The sequence below is a fragment of the Mesorhizobium sp. M1365 genome, from assembly GCF_040317865.1.
GTDB lineage: Bacteria > Pseudomonadota > Alphaproteobacteria > Rhizobiales > Rhizobiaceae > Mesorhizobium.
Window position 1 is genome coordinate 25,577 of the sequence record NZ_JAMYLG010000014.1, and the last position, 22,361, is coordinate 47,937.

Here is a 22,361-nt window from a genome sequence, read left to right on the forward strand (position 1 = left end):
GGTCCCCGCCATGAAAGATGTCGTCTCACGCTGCCCGATCGAGGAGACTATGCGTGTGCTCAGCGGTCGCTGGCCCACCTTGCTGCTCTACTACCTCAAGGACGGGACCAAGCGCTTCAGCGATTTGAGGCGTGACAACCCGACAGTTTCGCACCGCATTCTGGCGCTGGAACTGCGCAAGCTGGAGGAAGCCGGGATCGTGCGGCGAACGGCGCGTACCGGCTATCCGCTACGCGTGGATTACGACCTCACGGAGCCCGGGATCAAGCTTGTGCCGCTCATCGACGCCCTGGGCGATTGGTGGGAAGATACCGAGGACGATCGGGCCGACCGGGCTACATCGACGCCGGAAACCAAACTCGTGGCGGCGGAATAGCCGACCGGCGATCACCGCCGCAAAGAACTGCCGGCGAGAGCCCAGAGCGCTCCAAGCCGTTCATACATTAGATTCCGCAAGACCAAGGCGGCCGGCTATGGGGCGCGCCATTGTGGCCAGCCAAACCGGGACAAGGCACCGCCATCCGGCACACCAACTCCTGTAGCATAGCTCGCCAATCCTGATCACCTGATCCGCCGTTCGATCTCGTTGCCCGATCAGATCGGCTTGACCATGCTGGCTGGCTGTCGCTTTCGATCCTGACGTGAACGAAGAGCCTACTTATCCTCTTGAAGTTTCTCCTGAGACTTTGCCATTTGATCGTCCCCAAGTTCCATATTGTGCATCGTTGCAATCAACCATTCATCATGATCCCGCGTCGCCACTACGCTGATTAATCCGCGCCGACGCGGCCATTCGTTTCCCATCGGATCGAGCGCGCCAGTCATAGACCACCGCAGGTCGAGCGTGGCAACATCAGGGCGAACAAGCCTGTTCCGCACGCTTTCGGCGGATAGATGGCTGTGCTTGAACATCTTCTCAAAAATTGGGGCATGGAACTGCTCGATCTTGTCACGTCCAGTCGCCTGCATACCGAAGACGTTTGTAAACTCGGCATCTGCCGCGAATACGGCGGCAAAGGCGCGAGCATCGTGACGATTCCAAGCTTCGATCAGCCTGTGCGCGACACTTTCCACCCCTTCAGTTCGGATGTTGCCGGTAGCCATGCTGACCTCCTGTCATATAGTTCGGTTGCCATACTATATGGGCACCATATAAGTTTGGAAAGATGGATAATCAGCCATACACGCAGTCTCTGCTTCTCTATGCTTATCAATCGTCGGCGAGCGCTTTGGTCCAGGTTCTCCGGGAGAGCGGCCATTCGGCAATCAAGCCCAAACACGGCGCTGTATTCGCCAACATCGACGCGGAAGGAACCCGATCCAGCGTCCTCGCAGAGCGTGCTGGCATTGGCAAAGCATCGATGGGTGAGTTGATCGATGAACTGGAGCGCCTTGGTTATGTTCGGCGTTCGCATGATCCGAACGACCGACGGGCCAAATTAATCGTTGCAACTGACGCGGCGCTTGCGGTGATCCGGACCGTCCACGATTTCAATCAGCGTCTCGAAGACCAATACCGAAGGCTGCTTGGTGCTCAGGCGTACGAATCGCTCCGGTCGTCACTGCAAGCGATATCCCCCAGCAAAAATTTGCAACCGAGGATACCTCGCCAGCGCTCGTGAAGCCGCAAAGGTAGGGCAAAAGAAACTCTCTGTCCGTGAAGGCCTGACTGGGTATCGAGCTCCTGGGAGTGTCGAGCCCGAACAGCCGTCTGGGCGAATGCTGCCATCCGAGCAGGCCTGTTTCGATTGAGCGGTGAAATCAATCTGACACAGTGCCATCGCGTCAAAACCATTCATCACGCATTTTCACCGCCCTGCCCGGCAAAAGCCATGATCGCGGTTATGTCAGGCGGGCATGACCGTTACGAAAATCGAAAATTATCAGGCCCAACCAAGCCTAAGCAGGCGCGTGCTGCTCAGAGCTGCCGGCCTTGGCGCCCTTGCCGGGCTCACCGCCTGCGCAACCGCCGTGCTGCCTACCGGTGAAAGCGCCGGTGTCTCTGCTTCCGCCGCCGGCACGCTGGCCGGCATCCGCGCTTCGGCGGGTCTGGGGCCGCTCGCCCCCGATGCCCGGCTCGAGCAGGCGGCGCTCCAGCAGGCCGGATATATGGCACGCGGCGGCCGAATGAATCACACCACCGGCTGGGGCAAGGACTTTGCCTCGCGCGTCAAAGACAATGGCATTGCCGGCGCTGCCGCCGAAAATATTGCCGAAGGCCGCTTCGACCAGCAGAAGCTGTTCGATATCTGGGTGCATTCGCCAGGCCACCGCCGCAACATGCTCGACCCGCGCTTCACCCGCTTCGGCCTCGCCTATGTGCGCGATGGCCGCGACAGCACGCTTCGCTACTGGTGCCTTGTGCTCGGCAGATAACTTCCACCATTTGGACGGCGGAAGCCTGCTGGCGACCGATCCGTCAGTCTTTGCGGCCGCCGCCGAGCAATTCCTCGATGTCCTGCGCACAAACCGGCCTGCTGAAATGATAGCCCTGCATTTCGTCGCAATTGTTCCTGCGCAGGAAAGCAACCTGATCATCTGTCTCAACGCCCTCGGCGATGACCCTCAGGTTGAGATTTTGCCCCAATGAAATCACCGCGCTGGCCACAGCCTGATCGTTCTCGTCGGCGGCGAGATCCTTGATGAAGGACTTGTCGATCTTTAGCCGCGCCACGGGAAAGGTCTTGAGTGCGCTGAGGCTGGAATAGCCGGTGCCGAAATCATCGATCGAGATCTGGACACCCAGGCTTTGCAGGGCGTTCATGGTGGCGACCGCCAGCTCGATATCCTGCATGATAAGGCTCTCGGTCACCTCCAGCTCGAGATACCTGGCCTCCAGGCCGCTGTCCTTCAGCGCGCTGACGATGCGATCGATCAGGTTGCGCTCCCTGAATTGCCGCGCCGACACATTCACGCAAACGGTCAAGGGCGGCAGCCCCGCGTCTTGCCAGGCTTTGTTCTGCCGGCACGCCTCATGCAGAACCCAGTCGCCGATCGGTACGATCAGACCTGTCTCCTCGGCGGTCGGGATGAACATCGTCGGCATTACCGTGCCAAGCGTTGGGTGGTTCCAGCGTATCAGCGCCTCGACGGCAAAAACCCGACCTGACCGAAGGTCCACCTGCGGTTGGTAGAGCAGCGTGAATTCCGAACGCGCCAAGGCGTTTCGCAACTCTTCCTGAAGCACGAATTTTTCATGCGCCCTGGTGTTGAACTCCGGAGCGTAAAACTGGAAATTATCGCGGCCGAACTCCTTGGCGCGATACATGGCCGCGTCGGCATTTGCCAGCAGCGTATCGGGATCCGTCCCATCCTTGGGATAGTTGGCAATGCCGATGCTGGCCGTCGCCCGCACAAGATGCGCTCCGAGCCGAACCGGCTCGGCGAGAGCAGCCCTGAGCTTTTGCAAGGTCTCGGAAACGAGATCGACGTTCGCCGGCTGGTCGAAAAGCACGACGACGAATTCGTCGCCGCCAAGCCGCACGACGGTATCGGTCGCCCGGACGCAGTCGACCATGCGACTTGCGACGGTCTTCAGAAGCTCGTCGCCGGCATTGTGGCCGAGCGTGTCGTTGACGAATTTGAAATTGTCTAGATCAATGAACACCACTGTCACCCAGCGATCGTATCGCTGGGCGTACAAGACCGCCTGTGAAAGCCGGTCCTCCAACAAGGCGCGATTGGGAAGCCCGGTCAGCACGTCATGATTGGCCATGAAGTGGATCCGGTCTTCGGCCTGTTTGCGTTCGATGGCGATCCCGGCGATGCGCGTGGTGAAATCGATGAGGCGGGTCTCGGCCTCGGTCGGCTCGCGCACCGTCATAGAATACATCGCAAAGACGCCGAGCACGGCGCCCTGATGCGACAGGATCGGCGTCGACCAGCATGAACGCAAACCGTGTGGCCGCGCGAGTTCGCGATAGTTCTGCCAAAGCGGATCCTGCATGATATCAGCGACAATCACCGGCTCGCGCCGATAGACTGCGGTACCGCAAGACCCTGCCCTTGGGCCCACCGCGGCGCCGTCGACGGCGTCGGTGTAGTCTCTCGCCAGGCTCGGCGCGGCGGCGTGGCGCAAGTGGCTGCCATCCTTGTCGAGCAGCAAGACCGAACCGAATATCCCCGCCAGTTGGGACTCGACCAGACGCATGAGCCGCTCGAGCACGTCTTCGAGGGGAGCGCTCTTTGCGATCATCTCGAGGATATGCGCCTGCCCGTCGCGAAGGATTTCGGCCTGCTTGCGCGCAGTGATGTCGCGGGCAATGCCGACGAGGCCGAAAATGTTGTTCTGAACGTTGCGCAACGGCAGTTTCGTAGACAGGAACCATTTGCCGGTGCCTGACGCATCGACGACGAACTCCTCCTCGTCGATCATCGGTTGTCCGTCGCGCATCAGTTGCTGCTCGATGAGGCGAAATTTCTGCGCAAGATCCGGCGCGTGAAGGTCGAAGTCGCTCAGACCGATCATGTCGCTCGTGCTGTCTCGACCGCTGTCGGACGCAATGGCTCGGTTGGCGACGACGAAGCGGCTTTCGGTGTCCTTCACCCACATGTAGTCAGGCACCAGGTCGATGAGCGTCTGCAAGGAGATACGCTCGTCGACGACCAAGCGGTTGGCGCTGAGCTCGCTGATGTCCTCATGCGTGGCCACCCAGCCGCCGTCAGGCATCGGCTGATGGCAGACCTGAATTGTCCGGCCATCGGCGAGCTCGGCTGTCCAGTTCCCCGAAGCCGTGCCCGAATTGACTGCCCGGGCCAACGCCAGATAAGCGTCCGCATTCATTGCCGAGGTTCCGACAGCGACGCGCCGCTCGACGATTTCGCGCAGCGCCGCACCCGGCTGCAATTGCTCCGGGGCAAGGCGATAGATTTCCGCGTAGCGTCGATTGCACAGGATCAGCCGTTCACCGGCATCAAAGAAACAGATGCCTTGCGAGATGTTCTCTATCGCGGTCTGGAACCGCAGTGCCTGGTCCTGAAGTGCCGCAATCGTGGCGCGAAGCTCGCACTCGAGGGCCTCATACGAGGCAGTCGCCAGTTGTGCCAGCGTCGTCAAATTTGCGGATTCGGGCGCGTCGGCGGTTTGCCTGGATGACTTCGTGGCCAAACACAATTCCTCCCGCTGATGCTTGAGGCAAGCAAAGGAGGCTCGCCTTCAACCCAAAAGCGACTGCATATTGGTCCGGATATACTAATGGCAGGTGAACCTGGCTCAACGCCGACGCGACCGGCACGGCAACGGAAACCGTGGCCGGTCGCGGTTGCCGTAAGCCCTGAGGCTTAGTCCATATGCGCGGCAGGCGCCCCACCGGCGGGCGGCGCAGCCTTTGGCTTGCGCAGCAGGAAAACAAACGGGACAGCAAGCAGCGTCATCATCATCAGCAGCTTGAAGTCATTGACGTAGGAGATCATCATCGCCTGGACATTGACCATGCGATCCATCAGCGACAGCGCCGTCGGATCGCCGCCCGCCGCTGCCGGCGATGCCGCCCAGAGGTTGGGATTGAACGGATTGATGTAGGCCGAAAGCTCGGCATGGTTGATCTGCGTGTTGCGTACCAGCAGAACCGTCACCACCGATACGCCGATCGACGAGCCAAGATTGCGCACCAGGCTGAACAGCGCCGTTGCATCGGTGCGGAAACGTGCGTCGAGCGTGGCGAAAGCCACGGTGGACAGCGGCACGAACACCATTCCCATTCCAAGGCCCTGGATGACGCCGGAACTGAGGATAAGCCAGTTGTCCATCTGCGGCGAAAAGCTCGACATCGTGTAGAGCGATTGCGCGGTCAGCAGGAAGCCGATGACGACGAGGATCCTGGCATCGACCCTGTGCATGATCCGCCCGACGAACAGCATCGCGATCATCGTGCCGACACCGCGCGGGCCCAAGACGATGCCTATGGTGAGGGTCGGATAACCGAAGATGGTCGACAGCATTGGCGGCAGCAGCGACATGCTCGCCAGGATGAGCACGCCCATGACAAAGATGAACGCGAGCCCGGTGACGAAATTGCGATCGAGAAAGATCTTCGGGTCGATAAAGGGGTGCTCCGCCGTCAACGTGTGGATGGTGAATACCCAGAAACCGGTGATGGAAAGACCAAGCTCGATCCATATCTCGATCGAGGAAAACCAGTCGACCTCGCCGCCGCGATCGAGCATCAGCTGCAGCGCGCCGACACCGAGCGAGAGCATGGTGAAGCCGAAGAAATCGAAGCTGCGCACTCGCCGGGGGACGCTGGGAAGATATGCCGCCATGCCAAGGAAGGCGATGATGCCGACCGGCAGGTTGATGAAGAACACCCAGCGCCAATTGAAATTCTCGGTCAGCCAGCCACCCAGCGTCGGGCCAAGGATTGGTCCCAGCATGATGCCGGCGCCCCAGATGGCCATGGCCTGGCCGTGGCGTTCCCTAGGGTTGATGTCGAGCAGGAAGGTCTGTGACAGCGGCACGATGGCCGCGCCGAACACGCCTTGCATGAGCCGGAACAAAACGATGGTCTCAAGGCTCCAGGCGATGCCGCACAGCATTGAAAAGACGGTGAAACCGACCACGGCCGTCAGGAACAGCTCCTTGCGGCCGAAGCGGTCGGCAAGCCAGCCGGTCACCGGCGTCATGATCGCCGCGGCAACGATGTAGGAGGTTAGCACCCAGTTGATGTTGTCGGGGGAGGCGCCGAGATCGCCGGTCATGGTCGGCAGCGCAACGTTGGCGATCGTCGTGTCGAGCGCCTGCATGATCGTCGCAAGCATGAGCGCAACTGTGATCAGGCCGCGGTGCGGTACTTCGCGAAAGGGTTCTGGGCTGCTCATGACGTAAAACTTCCAGCAGGTAACAAAAACGTGTACATTAGGTTTCCGGACGGCGAGGCCCCGCTGTAGAGAGACCCTCATCGCGGTGGGACGCGAGCATCGATGTGGGGGTTACATCGACTGAGCGTCTCGACAAAGCGGGCGCCTGCCGCCCGGAAACCTGAGGACCGAAGATCCTGCGCGGCGTTGTCTGCTCAGGCAGGCTACAGCGCAGCCCGTCCACGCATTCAACTTTTCCCGCGCCTCCCTCGGACCAATCCTGCATCCATCTCGCTGTTTGCTATGCGGCCGCTACCAGGCCTCTTTACCTGGCCTCGCCTGCCGTGGCGCGGCGGAAAATGCTCGGCAGCCCACGGGAAACGCCGGTGTCCACCGTGACGGTCGCGCTCATGCCGGTGCGCAGCGCCGCCTTGGCGTCGGCATCGGTCAATTCCAGGCGGACCGGAATGCGCTGCGTGACCTTGACCCAGTTGCCGGTAGCGTTCTGCGCGGGCAGCAGCGAGAACTCGGCGCCGGTGCCGGCGCCGATCGCCTTGACGGTGGCTTCGAATGTCTTGCCCGGATAAGTATCGACCATGATTTCGGCCTTCTGGCCGGGTTTCATGTTGGTGAGCTGGGTTTCCTTGAAATTGGCGTCGACCCAGGTGTCGCCGGTCTCGACCAGCGAAAACAGCGGCGTGCCCGAACCGACATACTGGCCGACCTTGAACGAAGCGGCCTGGCTGATGATGCCGTCGGCGGGTGCCTTGACCGTGGTCTGGACCAGATCGTAGGCCGCCTTGTCGCGTGCGGCGAGCGCCGCCATTACCGTTGGATGCTTGTCGGTCTCGATGTCGGGATTGCCGCCAAGTGCCGCCTTGGCGCTGACGATCCCTTGCTCGGCCACGGCCAGCTGCTGCTTCGCCTTGTCGAGGTCGTTCTTGGCTTCGTCCAGAGACGACTTGGCGTTGATGCCCTTCTGGGCAAGGTCGGCGGCGCGGTCATATTGCGACTGCGCGTACTGGACCTGGCTTTCGTCGGACTTCTCCTGCGCCAGCGCCTGGCTGTAGGCCGCACGCAACTGCTCGACATTGAGCCGTGCGCCGGCCACCGCCGCGTCGGCCTGGGCCAATGCGATCCGGTAGGGCTCGGGATCGATAGCGAACAACACGTCGCCCTGGTTGACAGACTGGTTGTCGAAAATGTCGACCTGAACGATGCGGCCCGCCGTATCGGCGGCTATCGACACCTTGGCCTGCTGCAGATTGGCGTTCTCGGTCTCCTGATAGCGGCCGCCGGTCACCCAGACATAGCTGCCGCCGGCGATCAACGCAGCGGGCAGCACAAACATCAAAAGGAAGCGGCCGGCACGGCGCTTCTGCTTCGGCGCCACCGGCGCCGGAGCTATCTGCGGAGCGACCGTTACCGGAGCTGCCGCCGGCTTCGCGGGAGCTTCCATCTCCAGCTTGGCCGCATTCTCATCTAGTTTGGCTACCGCGTTCATGCTGCTGTGCCTTCCGTATTCTTCACTTTTTCCGAGGGCGGCGCCTCACCATCTGCAAGATTCTGCACCATTGTCTCCAGCGCCCTGACCAGGACGCGGCGATCTTCCGGCGAAACGCCAACGAGCGATTCCTCATAGACCTCGCCGGCAAGGCTCTTGACGTGGGTGTAGGCCGCGTTTGCCTTGGCGGTCGGGAAAATCATGCGCACTCGCCTGTCGGTTGCGTCGGGACGGCGCTCGATCCAGCCGCCCTCCTCCATGCGATCGACAAGACGCGAGACGCTGATCGGCTCGATTTCGAGAAGCTCGGCAAGCCGCGCCTGCGCGACACCCGCCTCCTTGGCGACACGTACCAGAAGCCGCCATTGCGCTGAAGAAAGGCCGAAACCACTGGCGCGCGCCTCGAAGCGCTTGCGCATCAGGCGCTGCACGTCGTGGATCAAAAAGCCTAATCTGTCGATGCCGTCGGAAACCATGAGCGACATATATAATAAGCGTGCTCATAATTCAAGGAGCCGGATTGTGCCAGAAGCCGGCGAGTGTGCATGGCAGTTGGTGCAGGGCGATCGTAGTTAGCAATTTATTACGCCGGGCGCTTGTAACGCGAAGCCATGCGGTTCTCGAGCGGCGCCCCGGATGAGCTGAGCCTGGATGCAGCGCTTGTGACGGCGCCCTCGGGCGAACGCTTCTTCAGCATATCGGCGTGCTACATCGGCCCACTCGACGAAGGCCAGCAAATCATTCATGGCACGCCAGTTGAGCGCCGGATTGCTCCTGTCCCCTATCTTCAAATCCAATCGGCCGGGGACAGCCTCTTTCCGCGCGGGCGGCGCTACTACTGGAAGGCGCAGTTCATGCGCGAAATCACAGATCAGGCGATCGATACCATGCTTGCGGCTTACATGACTGCACCCAGCGAATCGCTTCTGGTCCTGCAGCAGGTTGGCGGCGCCATCTCGCGAGTACCGATGGACGGAACGCCCTACGCCAATCGGGATGCGCTTTACGATCTGGGACTACCCGTCTGACGACGAAACGCACATCCGATGGGCGCGCGACCTGTGGGATGCAATGAGACCGTTCTCGACCGGCGGCGTCTATGCGAATAATCTCGGCGAAGAAGGCACTGATCGGGTTCTGGCGGCTTACGGCGAGAATTATCCGAGGTTGGCCGCACTAAAGAACAAGTATGATCCCACCAATTTCTTTCGCTTGAACCAAAACATCAAGCCTGCGACCTGAGCGACCGCCCCAGGCCGATGCTCGAAATTCTGCGGCGCTGCTACAGCTCCATATTCCAGTTCTGGCCGACCAGATCCTTGCCGAAGGAATGGTGGCGCTCCTCGTTGGTCAATTTAAAGCCCGCAGCCTCATAGATGTGGCGAGCGGCGGCGAGCACGCCGTTGGTCCACAGCGTCAGTGTCGTGTAACCCGTGGCGCGGCAAAAGCCGATACATTCCTCGACCAGCCGCTTGCCGATGCCGAGGCCGCGCGCCGACGGCTCGACATAGAGCAGGCGCAACTTCGCCACCGCGTCCGACTGGCGCACGACGAAGACCGAGCCGACGACCTCGCCTTGCCGCTCGGCGATCCAGCTGCGTTCCCATTTCGGATCGAAGGATTTGACGAATGCGCCGAGGATTTCGGCGACCAGCGCTTCATAGGTTTCGTCCCAGCCATATTCCTGCGCGTAGAGCAGGCCCTGGCGATGGATAATCCAGCCGATGTCGCCGATTTGCAGAGGCCGCAGCATATAGGGAATTTTGGGCTCGGTGCTTCCGCCCAGCAGACGCTGCACCGTCTGCATGGCCCTGACCAGCCTGTCCTGTTCGGCAACCGAAAGTCGGTCGAGCAATGCCGCGACCTGGTCGTGCGAACCCTGGTTCAGCGGCGCGAAGGCCTGCCGCCCGGCCTTGGTCAGCGCGATCGACGAGCGCCGCGCATCCGCCTCGATCGTGGCGCGCTCGACCAGATCACGCTCCTCGAACTTCTTCAGCAGCCGGCTGAGATAACCGGCATCGAGGCCGAGATCGCGCGCAAGGTCGGTGGCGGTCAGGCCATCGCGATGCGCCAGCTCATAGAGCACCCGCGCCTCGGTCAGCGAGAAGGTGCTTTTCAGGAGCCCTTCGTCGAGCAGCCCGATCTGGCGGGTGTAGAAGCGGTTGAAGGCCCGCACCGCGTCGATCCGCTCCTTGCCTGGGTGATGATGAATGGTCATGGCATCCTCCTCCCGGCAAAATCAGCGATTTAGTTGACTTGGTCAAGTATCCGTTTGAAGCAATTGTCCTGATTATGCCCAGCGGGCGCCTTGACTCGCGCGAGTTGCCAGCCTATTTCAGCGCCACGTTAGCACTCCCCCAAGATGAGTGCTAACCACATGTCCGGCGCCGCCGGACGGAGGAACTGTTCTCACCATTCTCATCGAGGAATAAAAAATGGCAAAGTCGAAGTTCCGCCCGCTTCATGACCGCGTGGTCGTTCGTCGGGTCGAATCCGAATCCAAGACCGCGGGCGGGATCATCATCCCCGATACGGCTAAGGAAAAGCCGCAGGAAGGCGAGATCATCGCCGTCGGTTCCGGCGCCCGCGACGAAGCCGGCAAGCTCGTCCCGCTGGACGTCAAGGCCGGTGACCGCATCCTGTTCGGCAAGTGGTCGGGCACCGAAGTCAAGCTCAATGGCGAAGACCTTCTGATCATGAAGGAATCCGACATCATGGGCATCATCGGCTGAATATCGGCCTCACCCTCATTTAAATCTTCGGGCTCAATCCAAGCCCCTGCCAGGAGCTAAAAATGGCTGCCAAAGACGTAAAATTCTCCCGCGACGCTCGCGAGCGCATGCTGCGCGGCGTCAACATCCTCGCCGACGCGGTGAAGGTCACGCTCGGCCCCAAGGGCCGCAACGTCGTCATCGACAAGTCGTTCGGCGCACCGCGCATCACCAAGGACGGCGTCACCGTCGCCAAGGAAATCGAGCTTGAAGACAAGTTCGAGAACATGGGCGCGCAGATGGTTCGCGAAGTTGCTTCGAAGACCAACGACATCGCCGGCGACGGCACTACGACCGCGACCGTTCTGGCACAGTCGATCGTCCAGGAAGGCCACAAGGCGGTTGCCGCCGGCATGAACCCGATGGACCTCAAGCGCGGCATCGACCTCGCCGTCGCCGACGTCGTCGCAACGCTGATCAAGAACGCCAAGAAGATCAAGACCTCGGAAGAGGTTGCCCAGGTCGGCACCATCGCCGGCAATGGCGACGTTTCGGTCGGCTCGATGATCGCGGAAGCGATGCAGAAGGTCGGCAATGAGGGCGTCATCACCGTCGAGGAAGCCAAGACCGCCGAGACCGAGCTTGAAGTCGTTGAAGGCATGCAGTTCGACCGCGGCTATCTCTCGCCCTACTTCGTCACCAACGCCGAGAAGATGGTTGCGGATCTGGAAGACGCCTACATTCTTCTCCACGAGAAGAAGCTCTCCAATCTGCAGGCCATGCTGCCGATCCTCGAGGCCGTCGTGCAGACCTCGAAGCCGCTGGTCATCATCTCGGAAGATGTCGAAGGCGAGGCCCTGGCCACGCTGGTCGTCAACAAGCTGCGCGGTGGCCTGAAAATCGCCGCCGTCAAGGCGCCGGGCTTTGGTGATCGCCGCAAGGCCATGCTGGAAGACATCGCCATCCTCACCGGTGGCCAGGTCATTTCCGAAGACCTCGGCATCAAGCTCGAGAATGTCGGCCTGAACATGCTCGGCCGCGCCAAGAAGGTGTCGATCTCCAAGGAGAACACCACCATCGTCGACGGCGCCGGCAAGAAGGCCGAGATCCAGGGCCGCGTCGCCCAGATCAAGCAGCAGATCGAGGAGACCACCTCGGACTACGACAAGGAGAAGCTGCAGGAACGTCTCGCCAAGCTGGCGGGCGGCGTTGCCGTCATCCGCGTCGGCGGTGCGACCGAAGTGGAAGTCAAGGAAAAGAAGGACCGCGTCGATGACGCCCTCAACGCGACCCGCGCGGCCGTCGAAGAAGGCATCGTTCCCGGCGGCGGCGTCGCACTGCTGCGCGCTTCGCTGAGCATCAAGGCAACCGGCGCCAACTCCGACCAGGCCGCCGGCATCAACATCGTGCGCCGCGCGCTGCAGGCTCCGGCCCGCCAGATCGCGGCCAACGCCGGTGCGGAAGCATCGATCGTTGCCGGCAAGATCCTTGAGAACAAGGGGGCAACCTTCGGCTACAACGCCCAGACCGGCGAATATGGCGACATGATCGCCATGGGTATCGTCGATCCGGTCAAGGTTGTGCGCACGGCTCTGCAGGACGCGGCCTCGGTCGCCGGCCTGCTGGTCACCACCGAAGCCATGATCGCGGAGGCTCCGAAGAAGGAGTCGGCTGGCGGCGGCATGCCTGGCGGCATGGGCGGCGGCGGCATGGGCGGCATGGGTGGCATGGATTTCTAATCCAGCCAATCTCGCAAGCTTTCGGAAAGGGCGGCAGCGATGCCGCCCTTTTTGTTTGCTTCATAGCGGGCTGCCCCGGCTCAAGCGGCGATATCAATGCACCGCGGCAGTGGCACTCTTGGCCGGCAAAGCGCCCTCAATCAGCGCCGCGACCTCATCGGCTACCGCCAGCACCGGGGCGCGGTCGTGGGTGGCGCGTGCGATCACCATCAGCCCTTCCAGCGATGATTCGACCAGCAGTGCCAGCGCATGCGCGCGGCGCTCGGGCACCCCTGCCCTGACGAAGGCCGCCCTGAGCAAGCCTATCCATTGCTCGAAGGCGGAGCGGCACAACTCGGCCAGTTCCGGCATGTCGATCGGCGAGTCCAACACCACGGGCGCGATCGGGCAACCGAGCGTGAACCGATTGTCTTCCAGCATGCGCGCGACCGACTGGTAGATGTGGTGGACGGCCACCGCCGGGTCCTTTTCGGCTGCAAGGGCCTCGCCCAGCCTTTTCGAGACGTCCTCGACGCTGTCGCGCGTCACCTCGATGACCAACTGGTCCTTGCCGCCCGGAAAATGAAAATAGAGCGAGCCTCTCGGCGCGCCTGAGGCGCTCAATATGTCGTTGAGCGAAGTGCCGTGATAGCCGCGCTGCCGAAGCAGGCGCCCCGTGGTCTCGAGTATGCGGGTACGGGTGTCGTTCGCCATGTCAACCTCTGTCAGGAGTGAGCATTATAGACCTTGCCTCGAATATGACAATCGGTCTACATAATATGTAGATCAGTCTACATATCGAGAGGCAAATGCGCAGCTATCGTCTTGAAGGAACCTGCGGGACCAAGTGCCTGGTGATGCGCGACGAGGCGCAGCCGACGCCGAAGCCGCACGAGATCGTCGTGCGTGTCCGCGCCACCGCGCTCAACCGCCGCGATACGATGATCCTCAACGGCACCTACCCGCTGGCGCCGCGCCAAGGCGTTATCCCGCTGAGCGACGGCGCCGGCGAAGTCGTTGCCGTCGGCGAGGCCGTCACCCGCTTTGCCGTCGGTGACCGCGTCACCGGCAGTTATTTTGCGCGCTGGATCGATGGCCGCATCAATGCCGGTCTGATCGACCAGCTTGGCTGCACGCTGGACGGGATGCTGGCCGAATACGCCGTGCTCGACGAGCAATGGGCGGTGCGGCTTCCCGATCATCTCGACTGGCATCAAGCGGCGACACTAACCTGCGCCGGCCTGACCGCCTGGAATGCCGTGACGGCGGCCGAAATGCCGAAGCCCGGCCAATGGGTTCTTGTCATCGGTTCAGGTGGCGTCGCGCTATTTGCGCTGCAATTCGCCAAGCTGCTCGGCTGCCGTGTCGTGGCAGTCAGCTCGCGCAACGAGAAGCTGGACCGGCTGCAGGCGCTGGGCGCCGACCTCGTCGTCTCGACCGCCGACATGCCGGAATGGGGTGCTGCGGTACGAGAGCAGACCGGCGGCATCGACCTCGTCGTCGAGACCGGCGGCCCGCCGACCTTCGCGCAGTCGATGATCGCCTGCGCGCTTTACGGGCGCATCGTGCTTCTCACCATACAGGATGCGAAAGGCGGGACGGTGCAGATCCCCGGCCCGGTCTACCAGCGCAGCCTCGCCACCATCAGCCGCCTGTTCGTCGGCAATCGCACCAACCTCGAAGCCATGCTGCGCGCCATCTCGGTGCATCGGCTTAAGCCTGTCATCGACAAGGTGTTCGCCTTCGACGAGGCCAACGACGCCTATCGCTATTTCCAGCAAGGCGACGTCTTCGGGAAAGTGGTCGTCGACAGCGCCTGACTGGTCCGCCCCAAAATCTGATCGACCCCTCAAATCAAAGGAGAGGCACAATGACCATTATGACCATTCGTGAAGCAGAGGCCCAATGGCAGGGATCGTTGAAGGAAGGTTCGGGCCGGCTGAAGCTCGGCAGCGGCGTCTTCGAAGGCGCCTACTCGTTCCCGTCGCGTTTCGAGAACGGTCCCGGCACCAACCCCGAGGAATTGATTGGGGCGGCGCATGCCGGCTGCTTCTCGATGGCGCTGAGCGCCGTCCTCGGCCGCGAAGGTTACACTCCCGCGCGCATCCACACGATCGCGAAAGCACATCTCGGCGCCACCGCGGCCGGACCGACGCTGACCCGCATCGAGCTGGAGACTGAGGCAAGCGTCGCCGGGCTGGCGGCGGCGGAGTTCGAGCGGCTGGCGCAGATCGCCAAGGAGAGCTGCCTGGTATCGCGGGCGCTGGCCGGCGTCGCCGTAATCACGCTCAAGGCCCGCCTCGTCGAAACCGCTACCGATCACTGAAGGGAAGGAATATCCAATGACACCGGAACTCGTCATCGACATCGCCGCGGCCAAACGCTCCGCCGAAACGGCCGAGATCATGCGGCGCTACAACGACGTCTTCCAGCGCCACGACCCGTCGGCGCTCGACGATCTGGTGGCGGAAGATTGCGTGATCGAGAACACCACGCCGGCCCCCGACGGCGCCCGCCGCATCGGCAAGGGCGCCTGCGTCGAACTGTGGTCGGCGATCGCGACCGGACCCGGCACGCGCTTCGACATCGAAGAAACTTTCGTCGCCGGCGATCGGGCGACGATCCGCTGGCGCTACTGGATGGGCGACGGCAATTCGCTGCGCGGCGTCAACCTGATGCGCGTGGCGGACGGGCAGATTGTCGAGGCCATGGGCTATGTGAAGGGATAGATTTGCGCTGCCCGCGACCTTCCTGTCTACCGGTCCGCCAGCGCCAGTTTGGCGCCGAGCATGACAAAGGCTCCGGCGAAGGTACGGCGCATCCAGGTCAGCACCTTTGGCCGCGACACGACATGGCTGCGGATTGACGCCGCGAAAACGCCGTAGCCGACAAAGACCACGAAGGTGAGCAGCATGAAGACGCTGCTGAGCTCCAGCATCTGCGACAGCGCATGCGGTTCGGTGGTGCTGACGAATTGCGGCAGGAAGGCAAAGAAGAAGATCGACAGCTTCGGATTGAGGATGTTGATGAGGATGCCCGAAGTGATCACCTTGCCGGCCGAGCGCGGCGCCACATTTTCGTCGACGCTCAGGCCGCCCTTCTCCTTCAGCGTGTTCCAGGCCATGTAGAGAAGATAGGCGACGCCGAGATATTTCAGCGTCTCGAAGGCGACGGCACTGGTATGCAGCAGAGCCGCGAGGCCGGTGATGGCGGCCGCCATGTGCGGAATGATGCCGAGCGTGCAGCCGAAAGCGGCAATGATGCTGGCGCGCGCGCCACGCGAAAGCCCGGCGCTCAGCGTATAGAGAACGCCGGTACCGGGCGAAGCCACGACAATCAGCGACGTCAACAGAAATTCGATGCTCACGGATGGTCTCCCGGTGCTGGCCCTGCCGCCGGCAGCGTAATAAGCGAAACGTGCGGGCACAAGCCAGCCTGAGAGCCTATGCGCATTCAGATCATGCTGTTGGCGTGCAGCTTGCTGTCCGCGACGGGCTGCCGAACTTCCCAGTGTTCGACCAGCTTGCTGTCCTTCAGCCTGAAAATGTCGACAATGGCCAGGCCCTCCTCCTCCGGTTCGCGTTTTGCGTGCATGTGCACGATGACGAAATCCCCTTCGGCAAAAATCCGCTTCACCTCTCCCTTCACGAGGGGAAATGACTGTTTGAGCTGCTGCAGATAGGCTTTGAAGCCGTCCGCACCATCCGCAATGTTCGGATTGTGTTGGATGTAGCGTTCGCCAAAATGCATCGAAGCAGCTTCGATGTTGCCCTGGTTTACTGCTTTGTCGATGAAGTCCAGGACGATCGTTTTGTTGGTCTCGAGCGAATTATGGATCTTGGCTGGAACTGGATTTGATGGTTCGTCACGCATGTTTTTGCTCCGTGAGGTGCCTGCTTCTGCCCGATGTGGACAGGGCGTCCGCAGGCCGATATTGCCAACATGATCAGCCACGCTTGTGAGATGGTCGATACGCTATTCGCCTGGATTCTTATCCAATCGTCTAATATCGTCGTCGGTTCATTGTCGGAGGATGGTTCTCATGGACGCCTTGTCCGAAGTTCTTGCTTCGCTGCGATTTGGCAGCGCCATGATCGGCAGCGCGACGCTGCATCGGCCATGGGGTATTTCGGTGGATCCGACAAGGAATGCCGCCATCCACGTCATACAGAACGGCGAATGCTGGTTGCGGCTGACTGGTCAAAAAGAGCCGATCCGCTTAGGCGAGGGAGATGTCATCCTTGTCGCGAGCGGTATCGGGCATGCCCTTTGCAATCCGGCGGATGCACCGACGGCATCGATATCCGCCGTCCTTTCCGCAAATCGGAGCGGACTGGAACCGAAAAGCGAGAGCGACGCGACAACTCTTCTTTGTGCTAGATATTCACTCGACGGCGTCGGGCCATACCCGATGGTTTCGCTGCTTCCTCCGCTGATCCATTTGACCCGAAATCAGATTGGCACCAGCGAGCCGCTGCGGCTTGCCCTGGAACTTCTGCAGGTCGAAGCGAAAGGCGATCTCGGCGGCCACGACATTGTCGCCCCACGCCTTCTCGACAGCACGCTGATCTTCTTGTTGCGTGCCTGGATCGAACATCAGCCACTCGGAACAGGGGGATGGTTTGGCGCCTTGCGCGACAAAGGCATTGCGCAGGCTTTGCGCCTGATCCACGAGCGGCCGGGCAATCCCTGGACCATCGCTTCCCTTGCCAGCGGCGCAGCACAGTCGCGGGCCACCTTCGCGCGTCGCTTCGCTCAACTGGTAGGACAGCCGCCGCTGTCCTATGTGACCCGGTGGCGGATGAACCTTGCCGCCAGGGCTCTGCGGGAAACGAACCAGAACATTGGCGAGATCGGGCGCGCCGTCGGATATGAATCGGTGCCGTCGTTCTCGCAGGCATTCAAACGATTGACCGGACGATCGCCCGGCCTCTACCGCAGCGACTTTCGCGCATCTGATTGACGAAATTCAAACTGGGACGCCAGCCCGAGGGCCGTCATTACAGCGTCGGCAGACCGTGAGCCCGACGCGCGATCAGGCAGTCGTCATCGCCCGGCATGCAGGCGCGGCAGACGTCGGGGCGGATGTCGTAGATGCCGCAGGCCGTTGACTTGCCGACCTCGCCGCACAGTGCCGAACAGCGCGCGCCGTCGCAGCGCATGCCGGCTTCGTCGGCAGCCACGTATTTTTGCGGGATAAGGTCGAGCTGCGCGTCATCCTCGGTGGAGAAGCGCGGCCATCTGGACGAGTAGGCGCAGCAGGCGCCACAGGTCTGGCAATCGAAGGCAATCGGACCGACGCCCTCTTGTGGCGACGAAAACTCCTCTGCGACCGCCAGGGCAAGCAGCCTTGGCGCAGATTTCCGGCCGGCATTTTGCTGCAAGGACGCTATTTCTTCTTGGGCTTGCGCGGCGGTGCTTCCGCCGGCGACCTGAACAGATCGGTGCCCGCTTCGGCGGCTTCGCCGGTTTTTGGCGCGGCCGCCGGCTTGGCCGGCTTCACGGCGGCAGCAGGCGCTGCCGGCTGGCCCTTGGCGGAAAACTTGATTGCCATATCAATCCTCGTCAGAGAAACGCGATGATGGCGCATTCGGATTGCGAAGGCGGCCGATGAGCGCCGAAACGGCCGTGATGTTCATTTCTTCGGGCGACCAGTTCCTGGCTTCCTCGATGTGCCGGGGCGCCAGTTCGCGATGCGTGCTGCCGCTGTAGGCAGCATCCGGATAGGTCACGCGCTCGTGCGTCTTGGCGTTTTCCCGGACATATTCGATCAGATAATTGGGGCATTCGGCGCGGCCGCGCACGCCGAGCCGCACCTGAGCATCGCCGTGGACACGCCGGCAGCGCTCAAGCTTTTCGAGCACGCGCCGGACATATTCGACCGGCTTGTCTAGTTCACCCACGACATCGGCGATGGTCGAATCGGCGGCGATCGCCTTTTGAGGCACGCGTTTGGTGGCCATCAGCGTTTGCCTGCGCGTTTTGGCGAGGCTGCGAGCGCAACCGCCGCCGCCATGTCGTCGGCTTCCTTCTCCAGGCGCAATTCGCGCAGCCGCGCGGTCTTGGCTTCGCGGGCCTGGCTGACGGCATCCCGTTCGGAATTGATGCGGTCGAGCGACATCGACTGGGTCCGCGTCTTGCTGAAAATGGATTCGGCCTGGTCGCGGGGTTTTTTTGAAGTTGCGGTCAAGGTCTTTCTCCCGGTTCGGAGCACGCCGCCGAAAAGTGGCGAGACTGGTCTTTCGGCCAGGATCCCGCACAAAGCAATACGGCAGCCGGTTTCAAATTGCTGGAACGTCCTTAGAGACCGTTTGGAAATTCTACTCTGACGGCCATCTGATGGGGTTTTCTGCGCTTCCGGTGCTCACGGACCCAAATGTCCGCTGCGCTCCGGTTCTCGAAACCACCACCATATGACTCGCCGGAGCGAATTTCGAAACAGCCTCTTAGCACGTCCGGGCCGTCGAGCAGCGCTCTTTCGGCGGTCGAAGCGCAAAAATGAAAAAGGCCAGGCACCGCCTGACCTCCCATGAGAACGCCTGCGCATCCCGAGAGACGCGCAAGGAAACGTTCTTCTCATGCGCATGAGCGGGGACTTAACCTCCCCGCCACCATGCGCTGGAATTTGCCATTCACCGGTGCCAGTACATCCGTGGTCACCGGTGAGGCTTAATTCCGTTTTAGGCCGCCTTCAACTGGTCGGCGGACATCTTGCCCGACTTGTTGTCGCGGACCATCTCGTAGCCAAGCTTCTGGCCCTCGACGATGTCGCGCATTCCGGCGCGCTCGACGGCTGAGATGTGGACGAAAACGTCGGCAGAACCGTCGTCAGGCTGAATAAAACCAAAACCCTTGGTGGCGTTGAACCATTTAACTGTGCCTGTGCTCATAACGAACCCTTTCCATGGCAAATATTCGTTCGCCGTCATGCGGATGCACAACAACGTTTGTCTCGATTTTGATGGGGGAAGTTCGCCAAAGGCGCGCCTAAGCACGCGGATAACAAAAGTCGGTCAAACAAATATCGACAAAATTCTTATAGACTTCTTTGCGCGCTGTGTCAATTTTTTTGATTTGTCGGTGGTGTCGCAGTTTGAAATTTGACGCCTCTCTTGTCGCGTTGCGACGCTCTGTCCTATACGCTCGCCGTATGAGTGAGCAACCAGACGAAACGAACGACCTTGTGAATTCGCTCCTGCGACAGGCGGCGGAAGCGCGGGTAACTGCGGCAACTGCTATGATCCGCGCTCTGACAATGGGTGACCCGGAAATATGGGAACCAACGCCTGAGAAGATCGCCGAATATAAAGCGGAGCTAGCTGAGGCAGAAGCCGAGTTGGCGGACTTGAACAATGCCGACCGGACCTAAAGGCCAGAAGCGCCCGGCCGACGTGATCGGCAATGCAGTCCGCATCAACTTCATTCACATTTATAAGACGCATAAGACGTCGCCAGCCATGGCGGCAGTCCGAGGCGCTCTGGTCAATGGCCGATCTTTGCGAGAAGATGGACGCCGTTGCGCCGAAGCCGGGTCGCGCGGGCCCATACAAGAAGAACACCGGCGAAGTCTAGGGGCAGGATGCTGACTTGGACCACCCTTAGTTCACTAGGGGAAAACGATCTCCTCTACCGTGGCGCGGTGTTCCGCTTCCGCGCTCGAACTCCAGTAGAGGAAATCCGAGAGTACATGCTGTTTGAAACGTCTGAGGCATCAGGTCTGGGTCTTGTACGGTGCAGCGGCTATGGCGCAGGTCACGTGCTCGTTTACCTGCCAAAAGAAGCGAAGGCAGAAGGGGCAGTGGCAATATCGCCCAAGTGGCTCGCCTCGCATTGGCGCGAATGGATCGGTCATTCTATTCCAAGCCAAGTTTGGGTATCCAAGGAGGCGCCAGTGCGGCCGCAGCGGCTGCCAGACGAGTGATGCCCTTTGACATGTCGGGCAGCCTTCCGCCCAATTCTGAAAATTCAAACTGAGACACTACCGATTTGTCACACTCGCCGAGGGCGCCGCGACTGCCCGTGCAGGCATATTGGAGAGCGAAAGCCGGGCGAGCCGAAGCCACTTAGCCGGGAACCATTTTGGCGCCGGAGCATTTTCTTCGGTGTCGAAAGCCGTTCTCGAAAGAGCGATCTTGAGAAAAGGCGGACGACAAACAGGACGCCCCCCGCGCAGATAAAAGGCACGAGGGGCGTTCCTGTGTGATGCGACCATTCGCGCCGCTGCCCCTGCTCCTCACAGCATGCCGCGGCTGAGCCCGCCATCCACCGGCAACGCCACGCCGGTGACATAGGCGGCGGCGGCGCTGGCCAGGAATGCGGCAACGGCGCCGAATTCAGCGGGCGTGCCGTAGCGCTTTGCCGGGATTTCGGCCTGACTCTCGGCGGCGATCACAGCAGCGTCGACACCCCTGTCGGCGGCGTCCATGGCGTCGAACTGTTTCGTCCGGTCCGTCGCAAAACGGCCCGGCAGCAACAGGTTGACCGTGACGCCGTCCGCCGCCACTTCGCCGGCCAGCGTCTTGGCCCAGCCGGCGAGCGACGCACGCAGCGCGTTCGAAGCGGTAAGCCCGGGGATCGGCTCGCGGACGGACGTGGAGGAAACGGCGATGATGCGTCCCCAGCGCCGTGCCCGCATGCCTGGCAGGAAAGAAATGGCGATGCGCATCTGGCTCAGCACCATGCTGGTGAACTGCTTTTCCCAGACGCTCGCATCGAAGACGCTGGCCGCGAAGGGCGGCGGGCCGCCGCCATTGAGCAGGACGATGTCGATCCGCTGATGCTCGTCCTCGATGGCACGGATCAGCCGGGAGACGCTGTCGTTGTCGGAAAGATCGGCGCTGAAGGTCGAGCAGACGGGGCTGGCGGACTCGATCGCGCACCGCGCCGCATCCAGGGTCTCCTTCCCGCGTCCGACCAGGATGATCTCGGCGCCTTTCGCCGCGAGCGCTTCGGCAACGCCGAAACCGAGGCCCTTGCCTCCGCCGAGGACAAGCACCTTCCGCCCCTCAAGATTTGCGCTAATCAAGCCAAGCCTCCCCTGGTTTCGCTGCGCACTCTCGGATCAGGCCCGAGTGCATGCTTTGGGCGTGCATCAGCGGACATGCACAATGGCGTCGGCTTCGACCGGAACATTGGCCGGCAAGCCGGCCATGCCGAGCGAGCAGCGGGCATGCTCGCCACGCTCGCCGAAAACATGGAGCAGAAATTCGGATGCTCCGTTGCCGACCTCCGAATAGGCCGCAAAGCCGGCCGCCGCGTTCACATAGACGGTCAGCTTGGCGAATTTCACGACGCGGTCGAGATTGCCGTCCAGTTCCTTGTCCAGCCAATAGACGATGTTGGCCGCGCAGAGCCGGGCGGCGTTCCGGGCCGCGGGCAGATCGATCTCTGCGCCGACTTGGCCGATCGCAGCGATCTCCTGCCCGATCTCGGGGATCTGACCGGAGACATAGACGATGTCGGCGACCCGAGCCGTCGGCGAGAACGGCAAAGCAGGCCGATCGAGCGACGGCCAGGCGACACCGAACTCCTCAAATCTTCTTCTGTAGGGCAAGGTGGCTGCTCCTGTTTTCATTCGTGCGAGCGGACCTTGAATTCAGATCGGGCTTTCGGATAGCCTGATAGTGCTGACAC

The 22,361-nt window shown here is 61.5% G+C and carries 28 protein-coding genes; 12 read left to right on the top strand and 16 right to left on the bottom strand.

What is annotated here, in order from left to right; genetic code table 11:
* Positions 1–10 precede the first annotated feature (10 nt).
* Complete coding sequence (locus NKH04_RS17355; protein ID WP_353044651.1) at positions 11–376, top strand: winged helix-turn-helix transcriptional regulator; 366 nt, start codon at positions 11–13, stop codon at positions 374–376.
* 278 nt (positions 377–654) lie between these two features.
* On the opposite strand, the gene NKH04_RS17360 is transcribed toward NKH04_RS17355, so the two are convergent.
* Positions 655–1,104, bottom strand: a complete 450-nt coding sequence (locus tag NKH04_RS17360) for an SgcJ/EcaC family oxidoreductase (protein WP_352921023.1) — start codon at positions 1,102–1,104, stop codon at positions 655–657.
* Between the two features lie 62 nt (positions 1,105–1,166).
* Between NKH04_RS17360 and NKH04_RS17365 the strand changes: the two genes are divergently transcribed.
* The gene (locus NKH04_RS17365; protein ID WP_352685527.1) at positions 1,167–1,622 is read left to right on the top strand and encodes a MarR family winged helix-turn-helix transcriptional regulator; all 456 of its coding nucleotides are present in this window, start codon (positions 1,167–1,169) and stop codon (positions 1,620–1,622) included.
* Between the two features lie 235 nt (positions 1,623–1,857).
* Positions 1,858–2,376, top strand: a complete 519-nt coding sequence (locus NKH04_RS17370; RefSeq protein WP_352503378.1) for a CAP domain-containing protein — start codon at positions 1,858–1,860, stop codon at positions 2,374–2,376.
* A gap of 43 nt (positions 2,377–2,419) precedes the next feature.
* Here NKH04_RS17370 and NKH04_RS17375 read toward each other — a convergent pair whose 3' ends face one another.
* From NKH04_RS17375 to NKH04_RS17390, 4 genes are all read right to left on the bottom strand, one after another.
* A complete protein-coding gene (locus NKH04_RS17375) occupies positions 2,420–5,056 on the bottom strand; it encodes an EAL domain-containing protein (RefSeq protein WP_353044652.1) in 2,637 nt (878 codons plus the stop codon).
* 224 nt (positions 5,057–5,280) lie between these two features.
* Complete coding sequence (locus NKH04_RS17380; protein WP_353044653.1) at positions 5,281–6,816, bottom strand: DHA2 family efflux MFS transporter permease subunit; 1,536 nt, start codon at positions 6,814–6,816, stop codon at positions 5,281–5,283.
* 304 nt (positions 6,817–7,120) lie between these two features.
* Positions 7,121–8,299: an HlyD family secretion protein gene (locus NKH04_RS17385; RefSeq protein ID WP_353044654.1), complete on the bottom strand. Its 1,179-nt coding sequence runs from the start codon at positions 8,297–8,299 to the stop codon at positions 7,121–7,123.
* Positions 8,296–8,775: a MarR family winged helix-turn-helix transcriptional regulator gene (locus NKH04_RS17390; RefSeq protein ID WP_352474535.1), complete on the bottom strand. Its 480-nt coding sequence runs from the start codon at positions 8,773–8,775 to the stop codon at positions 8,296–8,298. Before NKH04_RS17390 ends, NKH04_RS17385 begins: the two co-directional genes overlap by 4 nt.
* Before the next feature lie 135 nt (positions 8,776–8,910).
* Between NKH04_RS17390 and NKH04_RS17395 the strand changes: the two genes are divergently transcribed.
* Together NKH04_RS17395 and NKH04_RS17400 are read left to right on the top strand one after the other, a co-directional pair.
* Complete coding sequence (locus NKH04_RS17395) at positions 8,911–9,327, top strand: hypothetical protein (RefSeq protein ID WP_353044655.1); 417 nt, start codon at positions 8,911–8,913, stop codon at positions 9,325–9,327.
* Positions 9,296–9,541 (top strand): BBE domain-containing protein, encoded by a 246-nt coding sequence (locus NKH04_RS17400; RefSeq protein ID WP_352474504.1) that lies wholly within the window; start codon positions 9,296–9,298, stop codon positions 9,539–9,541. Before NKH04_RS17395 ends, NKH04_RS17400 begins: the two co-directional genes overlap by 32 nt.
* Positions 9,542–9,581: 40 nt before the next feature.
* On the opposite strand, the gene NKH04_RS17405 is transcribed toward NKH04_RS17400, so the two are convergent.
* Entirely contained in the window at positions 9,582–10,517 is a 936-nt protein-coding gene (locus NKH04_RS17405; protein ID WP_353023978.1) for a bifunctional helix-turn-helix transcriptional regulator/GNAT family N-acetyltransferase, read from the bottom strand.
* A gap of 217 nt (positions 10,518–10,734) precedes the next feature.
* Between NKH04_RS17405 and groES the strand changes: the two genes are divergently transcribed.
* Together groES and groL are read left to right on the top strand one after the other, a co-directional pair.
* Positions 10,735–11,031 carry a co-chaperone GroES gene (groES, locus tag NKH04_RS17410; RefSeq protein ID WP_006203049.1) on the top strand — a complete coding sequence of 99 codons (297 nt, stop codon included), beginning with the start codon at positions 10,735–10,737 and terminating at the stop codon, positions 11,029–11,031.
* 62 nt (positions 11,032–11,093) lie between these two features.
* Positions 11,094–12,749: a chaperonin GroEL gene (gene groL / locus NKH04_RS17415; RefSeq protein ID WP_352817476.1), complete on the top strand. Its 1,656-nt coding sequence runs from the start codon at positions 11,094–11,096 to the stop codon at positions 12,747–12,749.
* A 93-nt stretch (positions 12,750–12,842) separates the two neighbouring features.
* Here the strand turns inward: groL and NKH04_RS17420 are convergent, their stop codons facing one another.
* Positions 12,843–13,442, bottom strand: a complete 600-nt coding sequence (locus tag NKH04_RS17420; RefSeq protein ID WP_352684914.1) for a TetR/AcrR family transcriptional regulator — start codon at positions 13,440–13,442, stop codon at positions 12,843–12,845.
* A 95-nt stretch (positions 13,443–13,537) separates the two neighbouring features.
* Here NKH04_RS17420 and NKH04_RS17425 point away from each other — a divergent pair, with 95 nt between their 5' ends.
* Genes NKH04_RS17425 through NKH04_RS17435 form a run of 3 tightly spaced genes read left to right on the top strand, consistent with a single transcriptional unit; the run spans position 13,538 to position 15,457 of the window.
* Positions 13,538–14,548: a zinc-dependent alcohol dehydrogenase family protein gene (locus NKH04_RS17425; RefSeq protein ID WP_352817479.1), complete on the top strand. Its 1,011-nt coding sequence runs from the start codon at positions 13,538–13,540 to the stop codon at positions 14,546–14,548.
* Positions 14,549–14,607: 59 nt separating this feature from the next.
* Complete coding sequence (locus tag NKH04_RS17430) at positions 14,608–15,054, top strand: OsmC family protein (RefSeq protein WP_352615807.1); 447 nt, start codon at positions 14,608–14,610, stop codon at positions 15,052–15,054.
* A 16-nt stretch (positions 15,055–15,070) separates the two neighbouring features.
* Positions 15,071–15,457 carry a nuclear transport factor 2 family protein gene (locus tag NKH04_RS17435; RefSeq protein WP_352615766.1) on the top strand — a complete coding sequence of 129 codons (387 nt, stop codon included), beginning with the start codon at positions 15,071–15,073 and terminating at the stop codon, positions 15,455–15,457.
* A 26-nt stretch (positions 15,458–15,483) separates the two neighbouring features.
* Here NKH04_RS17435 and NKH04_RS17440 read toward each other — a convergent pair whose 3' ends face one another.
* Positions 15,484–16,095, bottom strand: coding sequence for a LysE family translocator (locus NKH04_RS17440; RefSeq protein WP_352472666.1), 612 nt, complete (start codon positions 16,093–16,095; stop codon positions 15,484–15,486).
* A gap of 86 nt (positions 16,096–16,181) precedes the next feature.
* Entirely contained in the window at positions 16,182–16,601 is a 420-nt protein-coding gene (locus tag NKH04_RS17445; RefSeq protein ID WP_352541609.1) for a nuclear transport factor 2 family protein, read from the bottom strand.
* A gap of 85 nt (positions 16,602–16,686) precedes the next feature.
* On the opposite strand from NKH04_RS17445, the gene NKH04_RS17450 reads away from it, so the two are divergent.
* Positions 16,687–17,691: an AraC family transcriptional regulator gene (locus NKH04_RS17450; protein WP_353044656.1), complete on the top strand. Its 1,005-nt coding sequence runs from the start codon at positions 16,687–16,689 to the stop codon at positions 17,689–17,691.
* 37 nt (positions 17,692–17,728) lie between these two features.
* Here NKH04_RS17450 and NKH04_RS17455 read toward each other — a convergent pair whose 3' ends face one another.
* The 5 genes from NKH04_RS17455 to NKH04_RS17475 form a co-directional block, all read right to left on the bottom strand.
* On the bottom strand, positions 17,729–18,067 hold the full coding sequence (locus NKH04_RS17455) for a YkgJ family cysteine cluster protein (RefSeq protein WP_352615803.1): 339 nt from the start codon (positions 18,065–18,067) through the stop codon (positions 17,729–17,731).
* Positions 18,068–18,117: 50 nt separating this feature from the next.
* Positions 18,118–18,282 (bottom strand): hypothetical protein, encoded by a 165-nt coding sequence (locus NKH04_RS17460; RefSeq protein WP_023722752.1) that lies wholly within the window; start codon positions 18,280–18,282, stop codon positions 18,118–18,120.
* A gap of 1 nt (position 18,283) precedes the next feature.
* On the bottom strand, positions 18,284–18,691 hold the full coding sequence (locus NKH04_RS17465; protein ID WP_352472663.1) for a hypothetical protein: 408 nt from the start codon (positions 18,689–18,691) through the stop codon (positions 18,284–18,286).
* Positions 18,691–18,918 (bottom strand): hypothetical protein, encoded by a 228-nt coding sequence (locus tag NKH04_RS17470; protein WP_023677608.1) that lies wholly within the window; start codon positions 18,916–18,918, stop codon positions 18,691–18,693. The genes NKH04_RS17465 and NKH04_RS17470 overlap by 1 nt, the downstream gene beginning before the upstream one ends.
* A 490-nt stretch (positions 18,919–19,408) precedes the next feature.
* Positions 19,409–19,618, bottom strand: a complete 210-nt coding sequence (locus tag NKH04_RS17475) for a cold-shock protein (protein WP_010915421.1) — start codon at positions 19,616–19,618, stop codon at positions 19,409–19,411.
* Positions 19,619–20,307: 689 nt separating this feature from the next.
* Between NKH04_RS17475 and imm45 the strand changes: the two genes are divergently transcribed.
* Positions 20,308–20,649 (top strand): Imm45 family immunity protein, encoded by a 342-nt coding sequence (gene imm45, locus NKH04_RS17480; RefSeq protein ID WP_353044657.1) that lies wholly within the window; start codon positions 20,308–20,310, stop codon positions 20,647–20,649.
* A gap of 312 nt (positions 20,650–20,961) precedes the next feature.
* Here imm45 and NKH04_RS17485 read toward each other — a convergent pair whose 3' ends face one another.
* Complete coding sequence (locus tag NKH04_RS17485) at positions 20,962–21,753, bottom strand: SDR family oxidoreductase (RefSeq protein WP_353044658.1); 792 nt, start codon at positions 21,751–21,753, stop codon at positions 20,962–20,964.
* Between the two features lie 66 nt (positions 21,754–21,819).
* Entirely contained in the window at positions 21,820–22,302 is a 483-nt protein-coding gene (locus NKH04_RS17490) for a RidA family protein (RefSeq protein WP_353013366.1), read from the bottom strand.
* Positions 22,303–22,361: the final 59 nt, after the last annotated feature.

Excerpts from the sequence above, each read along its gene's own strand:
- NKH04_RS17390 (WP_352474535.1), bottom strand. The coding sequence starts at position 8,775 with ATGGTTTCCGACGGCATCGACAGATTAGGCTTTTTGATCCACGACGTG.
- NKH04_RS17465 (WP_352472663.1), bottom strand. The coding sequence starts at position 18,691 with ATGGCCACCAAACGCGTGCCTCAAAAGGCGATCGCCGCCGATTCGACC.
- NKH04_RS17360 (WP_352921023.1), bottom strand. The coding sequence starts at position 1,104 with ATGGCTACCGGCAACATCCGAACTGAAGGGGTGGAAAGTGTCGCGCAC.
- NKH04_RS17395 (WP_353044655.1), top strand. The coding sequence starts at position 8,911 with ATGCGGTTCTCGAGCGGCGCCCCGGATGAGCTGAGCCTGGATGCAGCG.
- NKH04_RS17460 (WP_023722752.1), bottom strand. The coding sequence starts at position 18,282 with ATGGCAATCAAGTTTTCCGCCAAGGGCCAGCCGGCAGCGCCTGCTGCC.
- imm45 (WP_353044657.1), top strand. The coding sequence starts at position 20,308 with ATGCTGACTTGGACCACCCTTAGTTCACTAGGGGAAAACGATCTCCTC.
- groL (WP_352817476.1), top strand. The coding sequence starts at position 11,094 with ATGGCTGCCAAAGACGTAAAATTCTCCCGCGACGCTCGCGAGCGCATG.
- NKH04_RS17380 (WP_353044653.1), bottom strand. The coding sequence starts at position 6,816 with ATGAGCAGCCCAGAACCCTTTCGCGAAGTACCGCACCGCGGCCTGATC.
- NKH04_RS17435 (WP_352615766.1), top strand. The coding sequence starts at position 15,071 with ATGACACCGGAACTCGTCATCGACATCGCCGCGGCCAAACGCTCCGCC.
- NKH04_RS17475 (WP_010915421.1), bottom strand. The coding sequence starts at position 19,618 with ATGAGCACAGGCACAGTTAAATGGTTCAACGCCACCAAGGGTTTTGGT.
- NKH04_RS17490 (WP_353013366.1), bottom strand. The coding sequence starts at position 22,302 with ATGAAAACAGGAGCAGCCACCTTGCCCTACAGAAGAAGATTTGAGGAG.
- NKH04_RS17385 (WP_353044654.1), bottom strand. The coding sequence starts at position 8,299 with ATGAACGCGGTAGCCAAACTAGATGAGAATGCGGCCAAGCTGGAGATG.
- NKH04_RS17420 (WP_352684914.1), bottom strand. The coding sequence starts at position 13,442 with ATGGCGAACGACACCCGTACCCGCATACTCGAGACCACGGGGCGCCTG.
- NKH04_RS17405 (WP_353023978.1), bottom strand. The coding sequence starts at position 10,517 with ATGACCATTCATCATCACCCAGGCAAGGAGCGGATCGACGCGGTGCGG.
- NKH04_RS17445 (WP_352541609.1), bottom strand. The coding sequence starts at position 16,601 with ATGCGTGACGAACCATCAAATCCAGTTCCAGCCAAGATCCATAATTCG.
- NKH04_RS17355 (WP_353044651.1), top strand. The coding sequence starts at position 11 with ATGAAAGATGTCGTCTCACGCTGCCCGATCGAGGAGACTATGCGTGTG.
- NKH04_RS17370 (WP_352503378.1), top strand. The coding sequence starts at position 1,858 with ATGACCGTTACGAAAATCGAAAATTATCAGGCCCAACCAAGCCTAAGC.
- NKH04_RS17365 (WP_352685527.1), top strand. The coding sequence starts at position 1,167 with ATGGATAATCAGCCATACACGCAGTCTCTGCTTCTCTATGCTTATCAA.
- NKH04_RS17425 (WP_352817479.1), top strand. The coding sequence starts at position 13,538 with ATGCGCAGCTATCGTCTTGAAGGAACCTGCGGGACCAAGTGCCTGGTG.
- NKH04_RS17430 (WP_352615807.1), top strand. The coding sequence starts at position 14,608 with ATGACCATTCGTGAAGCAGAGGCCCAATGGCAGGGATCGTTGAAGGAA.
- NKH04_RS17400 (WP_352474504.1), top strand. The coding sequence starts at position 9,296 with ATGCGCTTTACGATCTGGGACTACCCGTCTGACGACGAAACGCACATC.
- groES (WP_006203049.1), top strand. The coding sequence starts at position 10,735 with ATGGCAAAGTCGAAGTTCCGCCCGCTTCATGACCGCGTGGTCGTTCGT.